At 38.7% G+C, this 11,653-nt stretch carries 10 protein-coding genes; 6 read left to right on the top strand and 4 right to left on the bottom strand.

All coding sequences use genetic code 11. The features are described 5' to 3' along the window. A partial coding sequence (locus IRT38_RS13990; RefSeq protein WP_194598037.1) for a TonB-dependent receptor domain-containing protein occupies positions 1-1,052 on the top strand: 1,052 nt, incomplete at its 5' end. 25 nt (positions 1,053-1,077) lie between these two features. Here IRT38_RS13990 and IRT38_RS13985 read toward each other — a convergent pair. Next, complete coding sequence (locus IRT38_RS13985) at positions 1,078-2,091, bottom strand: hypothetical protein (protein WP_194598036.1); 1,014 nt, start codon at positions 2,089-2,091, stop codon at positions 1,078-1,080. Positions 2,092-2,110: 19 nt separating this feature from the next. Continuing rightward, positions 2,111-3,127, bottom strand: a complete 1,017-nt coding sequence (locus IRT38_RS13980) for an alpha/beta fold hydrolase (protein WP_004912659.1) — start codon at positions 3,125-3,127, stop codon at positions 2,111-2,113. Positions 3,128-3,363: 236 nt separating this feature from the next. Between IRT38_RS13980 and IRT38_RS13975 the strand changes: the two genes are divergently transcribed. Further along, positions 3,364-3,978, top strand: coding sequence for a carbonic anhydrase (locus IRT38_RS13975; RefSeq protein ID WP_004912657.1), 615 nt, complete (start codon positions 3,364-3,366; stop codon positions 3,976-3,978). Between the two features lie 34 nt (positions 3,979-4,012). On the opposite strand, the gene IRT38_RS13970 is transcribed toward IRT38_RS13975, so the two are convergent. Next, positions 4,013-4,636, bottom strand: a complete 624-nt coding sequence (locus tag IRT38_RS13970; protein ID WP_194598039.1) for an arylesterase — start codon at positions 4,634-4,636, stop codon at positions 4,013-4,015. Positions 4,637-4,678: 42 nt separating this feature from the next. On the opposite strand from IRT38_RS13970, the gene IRT38_RS13965 reads away from it, so the two are divergent. Continuing rightward, positions 4,679-5,383 (top strand): ABC transporter ATP-binding protein, encoded by a 705-nt coding sequence (locus IRT38_RS13965; RefSeq protein ID WP_194598035.1) that lies wholly within the window; start codon positions 4,679-4,681, stop codon positions 5,381-5,383. Then, the gene (locus IRT38_RS13960; protein WP_194598034.1) at positions 5,380-7,866 is read left to right on the top strand and encodes an ABC transporter permease; all 2,487 of its coding nucleotides are present in this window, start codon (positions 5,380-5,382) and stop codon (positions 7,864-7,866) included. Before IRT38_RS13965 ends, IRT38_RS13960 begins: the two co-directional genes overlap by 4 nt. Here IRT38_RS13960 and IRT38_RS13955 read toward each other — a convergent pair. Further along, complete coding sequence (locus tag IRT38_RS13955) at positions 7,863-8,669, bottom strand: rhomboid family intramembrane serine protease (RefSeq protein WP_194598033.1); 807 nt, start codon at positions 8,667-8,669, stop codon at positions 7,863-7,865. The genes IRT38_RS13960 and IRT38_RS13955 overlap by 4 nt on opposite strands. 73 nt (positions 8,670-8,742) lie before the next feature. Here IRT38_RS13955 and mtgA point away from each other — a divergent pair, with 73 nt between their 5' ends. Both mtgA and ppk1 read left to right on the top strand, forming a co-directional pair. After that, positions 8,743-9,417, top strand: a complete 675-nt coding sequence (gene mtgA, locus IRT38_RS13950; RefSeq protein ID WP_004912643.1) for a monofunctional biosynthetic peptidoglycan transglycosylase — start codon at positions 8,743-8,745, stop codon at positions 9,415-9,417. Positions 9,418-9,527: 110 nt separating this feature from the next. After that, positions 9,528-11,606: a polyphosphate kinase 1 gene (gene ppk1 / locus IRT38_RS13945; protein ID WP_004912640.1), complete on the top strand. Its 2,079-nt coding sequence runs from the start codon at positions 9,528-9,530 to the stop codon at positions 11,604-11,606. The last annotated feature ends 47 nt before the right edge of the window (positions 11,607-11,653 follow it).

The raw sequence follows: 11,653 nt of genomic DNA, 5'->3' as shown, positions 1-11,653 counted from the left end.
AAGCCATCAATACTACTTTTAATACGATTAACAAGATTAACTTTGATCGTCATAGTTTGAGTTTTGGTGGCATGTACTTAAAAGAAGAATTAGATGATCAAGGCAATCAACTCAGTGTGGGAGGCGCAAAACCTGTCTCAAGTTTAGATCGTTATAGTTGGGCATTGTTTGCTGAAAATGCATGGAATATTGTTGATGATTTCACTCTGACTACATCATTACGTTTAGATGAAGATGAGAAGTTTGGTGATCATTGGAGTCCAAAAATCTATGGCGTTTGGGGTTTAAATGATCAGTGGGTGATTAAAGGAGGCGTGTCTACAGGATATAAAACGCCTGCACTTCGTGCGACGGTAGCAGAGTGGGGGCAAGCAACAGGTGGTGGTCAAAGTAAGGGCGTAATTGTTGGTAATCCAGACCTAAAACCTGAAAAAAGTGTTAACTATGAGGTGTCTTTCAACTGGGATAATTTAGATCATCTCACTGCTGGACTTACTATTTTTAATAGTGATTTCAAAGATAAAATTACAGAAGTTAGAACCTGTCAGGGTGAAAATGTTGGTGCCTTAGAGTGTGATTGGTTAGGTGAAAAATTCGACTTTGTCAGTTTACGTGAGAACGTGGATAAAGCCAATATGCGGGGTGCTGAACTGACGTTTGGTTGGCAGGCGTTGCCTAATGTGAATGTATCAGCGAATTACACCTTTACAGATACAGAACAAAAGAGTGGTATCAATAAAGGTAAGCCTTTAAATGAAATGCCTAAGCATATGTTCAATACAACAGCGGATTGGGAAGTATCGGATCAGTTTTCTAGTTGGGCAAGATTAAATTATCGCAGTAAAACATCTGACTATTTAAGTCGAACAGCGATGGCCAAAGGTAAGCCTGCCTATACCATGGTTGATGTTGGTGTCAATTATAAACCTACGCAAAATGTCGCAATTGCCGCAGGGGTATATAATTTGCTAGATAAGGAAATAGATACAGAAACTTATAGTTATGTGTTGGATGGTCGTCGTTACAATTTAGGACTTACATATAGTTTCTAACTTTAAATGATAAAAAACAAGGCGTTTAGGCGCCTTGTTCATGATTGAGGATGTTCATTACTTGGTCAGAATAATAAAATTTCTCTAAATGAATACGTGCGCGTTGTCTTAAATAACCAGTGTCAATCAAACGCTTTAACACTGGTGTTAATAAAAGACTTAATTCATTTTGAATCAAACTCTCATTAATATTGAGATCTCGAAGGAGTTGATCAAACGTACGCTCCTGATTGCGTGCATACCATGCGTAAACACCATCATGTACTTGTTGTTTCATATAGGGTGTCTGACGAAGATGATCCCAGATCTCATGTCCCATACCAACAGTTTGCGTTAGATCTTGAACTTCAACATAGTTTTTTAACACGGAAATAGGCATAACTTTAGTTTTGTGCCAAATATTAGCTTGGAAATGGTATAGCTTTTCATCATTAAAATGCTGATTGAGTACACGCTCACTCATTTGGCTAATTTTAAGAATATTCTTCTGTAAATAATGGCTGACTGTGTCATTTAGATTAGAGTCAGTCACAGTCTCTAATACAGATTTCCCCATTTTCATGAAATGACCAACGCCTGGGACACGTTTAGACATCACTGAATTATCCAAATAATCTTGAATAGAGTGTTGAATAAGTTGAGTAATCAGAGCAGAAAATGCAGGATTATTTACAATCGTTTTAATTAAGCGTTGGCGATGTCCACTTTTACTTGCAACGTATTGAGCAATCGTATCGATCGTTAAAACAGGAATAATTTCTTCGATGGTTGTTTCATCATTTAAAGGATGAATAAGTGCAAATCGAATGTGCTCGGCAATTTGTTCAACTAAAAATGAACTAGCAGGTGTATTTAAGATCTGTTTTTCAATTAAGGTATAAATTTGTTCAAAAGACCAAATATGTTGTAGTTGTTGTAAACGTATCCAATGATAGAACTGCGAGAACTCTTGTTGAATTGTTTCTGATTGCGAAAACTGTTGATCTAAAAAGTCCAGTTGAGCATCAATCAGTTGTTCTATCATTGGGTGTTTAAGCATAAAGACTCTAAATAAACGATTAAGGAGTAGGTGCAGTCACCGACTTTTGGGCTTGGGTTTTACTCAAGAACGGTAGATATTGTTGAACGACGAGCTGATCTGCTTCTAAGATCGGCATATGACCGACATTATCCAAGATGACAGGTGCTTGAGCGTTTTTCAAAAGTGATTTTAACTCAGGTGCGACTTCAACATTGATAATTTTATCTTGCTTGCCCCATAAAATCAGTGTTGGTGCATCAATTGATTTAGCAAGTAAGGCAAATGAGTCTGGTGTAAATAATTTATTGAGTGCAATGATTTGGTCAACCATTTTCTGAGTTTGTTCTATTTGTCCAATCATCATCTTCTCTTGTGCTTGGGCAATTTCTTTAGGAATAAACGGCGGGTTATGCATTGCTTGCTGCATTAAGAAATTAAAGTCGCCTTTTTTACTGACGATCATACTTCTGATTTGGTTTGGATCTTTTAAGTAAGGTGTATTTCCAGCTTTGTAGACACCAGCCGCATCAACTAAAAATAAACTCTTGGTTTCAAATGGATATTGACCCGCATAAAGCATCGCAATAGAGCCACCTAGAGAGTGTCCTGCAATATGAGCAGGTCCTGTTAAGTTTGCAGCCTCAATAAAACGGCGTAATTTTTCTGTGACATTAGGTACAGAATAATCAAATTCTTTCGGAACTTGGGTTTCGCCACTAGCAGGTAAATCTGGAATGATCACATGATAGTTGCCTGTTAATGCATTCGCGACACGATTCCAGTTATCACGACTACCAGCCAAGCCATGAATAAGTACAACAATCGGTTTACCGACTTGACCACCTTCACTATAAGACCATGTAATGTCACCAACTTTAAGCGTTTTACTTTGTAACCCAGCCCAAGCACGTTCCTGTTGTAATACATTTTGGAAACTCATTTCGATTTCAGCGGCTTGAGTCATCGTTGTTGTCATGGTTGCAGCAAGACCGCAACTGAAAGCGATAGCCGTCAGTGTTTTTCGGATTGGTGTGGAAAAGCTTCTATTCATCATGATTTTTCTGTCCTTGATTTATTTTTAAACCTCTCGATTATTGTTGAAGTTTCAAACATAGTCATTTGCATATTCAACAGATGTCTGTAAATTATTGCCAATGAAATGATTATTTTTTCCTTATTTTTCTTGATAAATCGATCACCAAATGTTTGAGAGTTTTTATTTTTGTCAGTGACAATCTATCGTCCTCACATTAAACTATTTTTTCATGTCAATCATAGATGGATTTAAGCATGCTCACCGCTCATGAAGCTCTAGAACGTTTAAAAGCTGGTAATGCTCGTTTTGTGAAAGGGGAAGCCGCCCTACAGAAGCAACTCACTCACCAAGAACGTGCTGAAATGGCAAGTGAACAAAACCCTTTTGCTATTGTTTTAGGATGTTCCGATTCTCGAGTGCCAGCGGAGATGGTTTTTGATCAAGGCTTAGGTGATTTATTCGTTATTCGTGTAGCAGGAAATATTGTTGCACCTTCTCAAGTAGGTAGCGTTGAATTTGCTGCTGAACGTTATGATTGTGCTGTTGTTGTGGTATTAGGTCATAGTCACTGTGGCGCAATTCAAGCAACGATCGATACTTTAAAGCATCCTGATCAAGCACCTTCTTCCAACTTAATGTCGATCGTAAACCGTGTACGCCCATCTGTTGAAATCTTAATGCAAACAGAATTGAAAGATGATTTGAAAAAGTTATCGGCACATGCTGTACGTTCTAATGTGTTTGCTTCAGTAAATCAGTTGCGTCATGGTTCTGCTGTACTTGAAAGCTTAATCGAGAAAGGCAAAATGATCGTGGTAGGAGCGGAATACTCACTTGAGACAGGTGAAGTGACTTTTTTTGATTTCTAAATAAAGTTATAGATTGTTAAATTATAAAAGGTGCCTACAAGGCACCTTTTATATATGGATAAGCTAAATTTAACATGATCGGTTGCGCCTTAGCATTTGGATGAATTTGATCTTTTTGAATAAGATTTTTATTACCCGCTACACCCTCCAAAAAGAAAGGTAAAAGCTTAACTTTGTATTGCTGGCTTACAACTTTATAATTTTTTTCAAACGCTGTGCTATACGCCGTTCCATAATTTGGTGGTATCTTCATACCAAACAGTAAAACTGTTGCCTTTTGTTTTTGACTGAGTTGTACCAACTGAGCAAGATTACGTTGGATCATTTGAGGGGGGTGTCCTCGGAGTCCATCATTACCACCTAGCTCAATCACCACAATTTCAGGCTTATAGGTTTGTAATAGCTTAGGCATTCTTGCAAGTGCACCGCTTGTTGTTTCACCGCTTACACTTGCATTGACCACTTTGTGTTTTTTCGGATACTGTTGGTCAAGCCGTTGTTGTAATAAGTTAACCCAGCCTTGTTTGACATCTATTCCATAGCCTGCACTCAGACTATCTCCCACAATCAATATAGTCTTAGCTGAAACGATTGTCGGGAATACACATATTGCAAGCGCTCCCAGTGTTTTAGAAACGAACAAGATAACTTTAGATATTTGCATAGCACTTAAAATTTGTTCTAAAGGATACGTGACATCATGCCACAACCGATTATTTCTGCTCGAAAAGTTACACAAACCATTCAAATTAATCAGCAAAATTTAACGATTTTAAAAGAAATTGATTTGGAAATTTATCAGGGAGAACAGATTGCAATTACGGGACGTTCAGGTTCAGGAAAGTCAACATTGTTGGGGATTTTAGCGACTTTGGATCGTCCTAGTAGTGGTGAATTGACGGTTTGTGGTCAAGCTGTACATCAGCTAACAGAGGAGCAGCGAGCACAAGTTCGTTTAGAAAATATTGGGTTTGTATTTCAGTCATTTCAACTTCTTCCACAGTTGAGTGCTTTAGAAAATGTCATGCTGCCGATGCGTTTACAGCCAGACTTCCAATTTAAAGATGCTGAGAAAAAAGCGTTGGCATGGTTAGAGCGTGTTGGTTTGATTCGACAGGCCCATCAAACACCCAAAGTTTTATCTGGTGGTGAGCAACAGCGTGTCGCTATTGCACGTGCCTTGATTGCTGAACCTAAATTAATTTTTGCAGATGAACCCACAGGTAATTTAGATGGGCAAACTGCAGAAGAGATTGAACAATTACTTTTTGATTTAAACAAAGAGTTGGGAACAACATTGGTTCTAGTCACGCATGATCAAAACTTAGCTGAACTTTGTCAACGTCATGTCAAACTCATCGATGGTCAGATTCAGGAGATTGTTCGATCAGGAGGGGCAATATGAGTTCTATTTTAAAGCCCTTACTGATACAAAGTTTTCGAACGGGTGGTTTGTATTTACTGATTATTGCACTTTCATTGGCGATCAGTGCGACAACAGCTTTGAAATTTAGCAACACTCAAGTACAAAATGCTGTGACCTTACAAGCAGCTGAAATGCTTGGAGCTGATCTGGTGTTGTCGGACAGTCATCCGATTCAGTCCAGTTGGATAGAGCATGCGAATAAGCTGAACTTGAAGCATTCTCCAGTCACTGTATTTGGTTCTATGGCACATACCCAAGATCAATTTGTCATGGTTAATGTCAAAGCGGTCAATGATCAATTTCCTCTACGAGGCAAGTTAGAAATTGAACCTCAAGCCAAATCAATACAACCAAATCAAGTCTGGTTAAGCCCACGGGCAGTTGATTTACTCAAAGTTAAATTAGGTGAACAAGTTGCAATTGCAGATGGAACATTTACTTTCACAGGCGTGATTGAACATGATTCAAATCAAGAATTAGGTTTCTCTGGATTTTCACCAACAGTTATTATTCATCAGGCGGATATTGCGAAGACAAATGCCATACAAGTAGGGAGTCGGATTGAATATCGTTTATTGATGGCGGGTCAGCTAGAACAAGTAAATGCATTCAAAACGATTTATAAGCAGCAAACGCATCAAGAGGATGAAACCTCTCCGAATGCAAATTCATCTGTAGAAAATTCGGAACAAACTTCACTTCGATTACGTGATGCTAGTCAGTCCAATACACGATTAATGAAACCAATCGAGAATTTGGATACATTCCTACAGCTCGCCAATTTACTTACTATTTTGCTTTGTGGGATTGCGATTGCTCTAACGAGTCAACGCTATGTACAACAAAACCAAGATCATATTGCTTTGATGCGGTGTTTGGGTTCAAGTAAGAAACAGATATTGATTGCTTATTTAGGCTTGTTAGCCTTGGTAAGTGCTATTTCCATCGTATTAGGAAGCCTGATTGGCATCGCATTAGGCTATGGATTATTGCAATTGATGTTGCAGCTCATTCCGCAACTACAAGTTAGTTTTGCTGTATTTGATATCCTGATGGCATTACCGATTGCTATTTTCACCAGTGTAATGGTTTTGATTGGTTTTATTCTGCCAAGTATTTGGGAGTTATTAAATACGCCACCAATACGGGTAATTCGTCAACAAGAACGTTCACGCAAATCCTATATAGCCATGTTTGCTATTGGCACGATCAGTTTAATGATTTTCAGTTTAGTTCTTAGTGATAATTTACAACTAAGCCTAATGGTTCTCGCTGCCATTCTTGTGCTATGTGGAGTCTTATATGCTGTTATTTGGTTGCTTCTCAAATTGATCAAACAATTAAAGCACCCATTATCTGCCTATGTTCGGATACCGCATCAAACTGCATTGCAAATTACGGCACTTGCACTGGGATTAAGTTTAATTACGGTACTTAGTGTATTGAGAACAGACTTACTTGAGCGCTGGCAACAACAACTTCCAGAGGGAACACCTAATCAATTTGTGTATGGTCTGCCCCCATTTGACATGCCATTGTTGAAACAATCGTTGGAACAGAATCATTGGAGTTCAACGCCGTTGTATCCAAATATTCGAGGTCGATTGATTTCAAAAAATGGTGAAGCTTTCTCTCCAGAATTGATCAAAGAAAATAACTCATTACGTCGTGAATTAAATCTTACGCAGTCCTCTGAGTACCCTAAAGATAATGTGATTACTCAAGGACGTTCAGCATTTACTCAAACTGGGCAAGTTTCTGTTGAAGAAAAATTGGCGAGTGAACTTGGAATCAAGATTGGCGATCAACTGAGCTTTAGTCTGCCTGAAGGAAGCTTGAATGCAACCGTGATTAATTTACGCTCCGTAGAATGGGAAAGTTTTAGCCCCAATTTCTTTTTCATTTTTTCACCTAAAACGATGGATGAAAATGCTGGAAGTTATTTAGGTAGTTTTTATGTTCCGCCAACTGATCAGGCAAAAATGGTTGAGTTGATTCAGCAATTTTCAAATACTGTTTTTATTGATGTTGGACGTGTTCTAGATGAAGTGAAACGTTTGATGACTGTGTTGGTTCAGATCGTGACAGTACTTGCAATGTTGGTTGGTTTGTCAGGCATTTTAGTCTTGATTGCGTGCTTAAATGTATTGATGGATGAACGTCGTCGAGAAGTGGCTCTGTTAAGATCATTTGGGATCGCTAAGAATCGATTAAAACGCATGTTGAGTTTAGAAATCGGTTTTATTGGATTAGTCTCAGGTGTTGTGGCGTGTCTTTTTGCTGAGGTGATCAGTGCTATCGCTAGCTATAAAATGCAAATGTCTATTCAATGGCATCCAGAAATCTGGATTATTCTTCCTTTGACGATGATGGTGGTATGTACATTGATAGGTCGTTATCGCTTAAGCTATCTCTGTGATATACCACCTTTGCAAAGTTTAAGAGAAATTAATCAGTCTTAAAAACTGATCTGATTTTGGCGCAGAATCTCAGTCCACAAAGGAGTGAGTTCTGTGCTGAGTCGGGTGCAATACCAATAAAAGATGCTTAAAGTCGAGACTGCAACAAGCAGTGCTATAAATTGGAATAGACTCGTTCGTTGTGTTTTTTGAGACAGATACCATAAGCCCGCTAACAAACCACCCATCAACATGCCACCGATATGTGCGGCATTGTTGATGCCAGATACGGTGAAACCAAATACAAGGTTGATTGCCATAATCATGAGTAATGATTTTTTATCTAGAATAAAACGTTGATTTGCGAGTTGAGGCAATAATGAAATTACAGTCAATGCAGCACCGAGTCCCATAACCGCACCTGATGCACCTGCGCTAATACGCGGCAATAATGCAGCATCAAAGTTTTGTAGCAATTCATATGCATCTCGAATCGAGAGATAACTCGATAATACACTTCCCATTAAACCAGCAATAAAATACATACCTATATAATAAGAACGGCCAAATAGTTGTTCAGCTACACTGCCAAAAATATAAAGCGCCCACATGTTTAGCATCAGATGGATGAGTCCAAAATGGAAAAACATGCTAGTGAATAGGCGCTCAGGCTGAGATAAGAATGTAAGTGGTGTAAAATCTGCACCCCAAGCAATTGCATCTAGAGGTGAAGGGTCGGTAATATTCACACCTGAAAGAATTTGCCAACCAAATAAACTGACATTGACGGCAATAAGTAATGCGGTAAACCACCATGTATGGATTCTCAACTTTTGATTGATTTGTGGTGGTGTCATGTCAGTCATATGTGTCTAAGCTATTCATCAATATAAAAAACAGCTTAGCATGAATTCGTTGCCCTAGGAGTGATGCACTTTAATGAAAGCCTTTTTAGCACGTGCAGTAATGTTGATTATTGGAGTGATACTTCTCATCCAACTTTGGATCTTTGCAAGTTTAGTTTGGTGGAGAACCAATCCAGTTGAAACCACAATGTTTATGCGGTTGGACTATTGGTCTGATATGAAGCCAATTCAGCAAGATTGGCGAGATTATGATGAGATTAGTGACAACTTTAAGCACGCAATTCTTGCAGCCGAAGATGCGAAGTTTGTCCATCATCATGGATTCGATTGGGCAGGTATCCAACATGCTTTAGAACGTAATAATGAGAAGGGTGAAGTGGTTGCAGGTGGATCAACAATTTCGCAACAATTGGCAAAAAACCTATTTTTATACAACCAACGTTCGTTTATTCGCAAAGGACAGGAAGCAGTTGCAACTTGGATGATGGAGCGGATGTGGTCAAAGCGCCGAATTTTAGAGGTATATATGAACTCTGTAGAATTTGGTGAAAATATTTATGGGGTTGAAGCTGCAACACAATATTATTATGGGAAAAGTTCAAAAAGCTTAACACGTGAACAAGCCGCATTTTTAGCAGCGTTGTTACCAAATCCTAAGTATTATCAAGATCATCGTAATGACCGTAAGTTGCAATATCGCAAACGCGTCATATTGAGATACATGAACGGAACACAGCTTCCAGAATAATCCGATCGATTAAAAAAGCTCAATATTTTTGGGCTTTTTTACCAAATTGACATAAATTTGCAGCATACTTAAATTATCAGTAGATGAATGCATAAATAACAAGGTTCAGTATGAATACGGCAGTGACGACAACAACGCCAATAGAATATAGTTACAACGATCGTTATATTAATCGCGAATTATCCATCCTCGATTTCCATTTACGTGTCTTGGAACAGGCTGTCGACCCACTTCATCCGTTATTGGAACGTATGAATTTCTTACTGATCTTTTCCCGCAATTTAGATGAGTTTTTTGAAATTCGTGTTGCAGGCATGATGGAGCAGTTAACTCTGGGCAATGAAAGTCGCACACCAGATGGCTTAACTCCAAAGCAAGTTTTAGATCAAATCTCTGTGACTGCTCATGCTGCAATTGAACGACAATATCGAATTCTAAACGAGCAAATCTTGCCTAAGTTGCGTGAAGAAGACATTTGTTTCCTACGCCGTGGTGAGTTGACACCTGCACAGTCAGCATGGATTAAAAAGTATTTTCAAGAGCAAGTCGCTCCTGTCTTAACGCCAATTAGTCTTGATCCAGCGCATCCATTTCCTCGTTTAGTGAATAAAAGTCTAAACTTTATCGTAACCTTGGAAGGTAAAGATGCTTTTGGTCGTCAAATTGATCTAGCTGTAGTCCCTGCACCGCGCTCATTACCGCGTGTGGTTCGTTTACCTGATGAACTGACAGGTGGAAAAGAACATCATGTCATGCTATCTGCGATTATTCATGAGCATGTATCTGATTTATTCCCTGGTATGACAGCGACGGGTTGTTATCAGTTCCGTGTAACACGTAATGCCGATTTAGCACTTAATGAAGATGTTGAAGACTTAGCGAAGGCCTTAAAAGGTGAGTTAAGTTCTCGTCGTTTTGGTCGTGCTGTACGTTTAGAAGTAACTCATAATTGTCCAAAACACATCTATGAATATTTGTTAGATGAATTTGATCTAAATGAAGAACAACTTTATCGTGTAGATGGGCCTGTAAATTTGGCGCGTTTGTTGTCTAATTTTAAACGTCCGCATTTACGATATGATTCCCACACACCAATTATTCCAAAAGCATTCAAGAAATCTGAAAGTGTGTTTTCTGCGATGCAAAAGCAAGATATTTTGCTGCATCATCCATTCGAATCTTTTGCACCTGTAATTCAATTATTACGTGAAGCAGCACGTGATCCACAAGTGCTTGCAATTAAGCAGACTTTATATCGAAGTGGTGCTGATTCTGAAATTGTTCAGGTACTTGCTGAAGCTGCACGTAATGGCAAAGAAGTCACAGCAGTAATTGAATTGCGGGCTCGTTTTGATGAAGAGTCAAACATCGAGGTTGCAAACGTTTTGCAAGAAGCAGGTGCGGTCGTTGTATACGGCATCGTAGGCTATAAAACACATGCCAAAATGATCTTAGTTGTGCGTCGTGAGAATAATAAACTAGTCCGTTATGTTCATTTGGGTACTGGTAATTACCATGCAACCAATGCCCGTATCTATACGGACTATGGTTTGATGACGACAGACAAAGATTTATGTGAAGACGTACATCGCATATTCCAAGAGTTAACTGGCATGGGCAAAATGGCGAAGCCGAAGAAGCTCTTGCATGCTCCATTTACTTTACATGCTCAATTGATTAACTATATTGATGATGAAATTGCTAATGCAAAAGCAGGTAAGCCAGCTCAAATCATCGTCAAAGTAAATGCTTTAACTGAAGTTCAATTGATCAATAAATTGTATGAGGCATCTCAAGCGGGTGTTCAGATTGATTTAATTATTCGTTCGATTTGCTGTTTACGTCCTGGTTTACCGAACTTGTCAGAAAATATTCGTGTCCGTTCGATCGTTGGGCGTTTCTTAGAACATACCCGTGTTTATTACTTTAGCAATAATGGAAATCCACGTATTTATTGTTCGAGTGCAGACTGGATGGATCGTAATTTATTCAACCGTGTTGAAGCTTGTTTCCCAATTGAAGACCCTGCATTGAAAAAACGTATTTATCAACAAGGTCTGCTTAACTATCTGAAAGATAATCAGCAAGCATGGTTATTGCAAGGTGATGGTGTTTGGGAGCGCGCTAAACCTGCGGAAGGTGAGGAGCTACATAATGCTCAACACACATTGTTAGACTTGATTAAATAAGCATTAAAAAACCGATCTTCAATAGATCGGTTTTTTAATTCTGCCTT

The sequence above is a fragment of the Acinetobacter sp. SK-43 genome, from assembly GCF_015351505.1.
Classification (GTDB): Bacteria; Pseudomonadota; Gammaproteobacteria; order Pseudomonadales; family Moraxellaceae; genus Acinetobacter; species Acinetobacter junii.
The sequence above is the reverse complement of the archived record's forward strand: the minus strand, read 5'-3'. Positions and strand labels throughout refer to the sequence as shown.

Coding starts and splice junctions, on each gene's coding strand:
- IRT38_RS13985 (WP_194598036.1), bottom strand. CDS start 2,091: ATGCTTAAACACCCAATGATAGAACAACTGATTGATGCTCAACTGGAC.
- IRT38_RS13980 (WP_004912659.1), bottom strand. CDS start 3,127: ATGATGAATAGAAGCTTTTCCACACCAATCCGAAAAACACTGACGGCT.
- IRT38_RS13975 (WP_004912657.1), top strand. CDS start 3,364: ATGCTCACCGCTCATGAAGCTCTAGAACGTTTAAAAGCTGGTAATGCT.
- IRT38_RS13965 (WP_194598035.1), top strand. CDS start 4,679: ATGCCACAACCGATTATTTCTGCTCGAAAAGTTACACAAACCATTCAA.
- IRT38_RS13960 (WP_194598034.1), top strand. CDS start 5,380: ATGAGTTCTATTTTAAAGCCCTTACTGATACAAAGTTTTCGAACGGGT.
- IRT38_RS13955 (WP_194598033.1), bottom strand. CDS start 8,669: ATGACTGACATGACACCACCACAAATCAATCAAAAGTTGAGAATCCAT.
- mtgA (WP_004912643.1), top strand. CDS start 8,743: ATGAAAGCCTTTTTAGCACGTGCAGTAATGTTGATTATTGGAGTGATA.
- ppk1 (WP_004912640.1), top strand. CDS start 9,528: ATGAATACGGCAGTGACGACAACAACGCCAATAGAATATAGTTACAAC.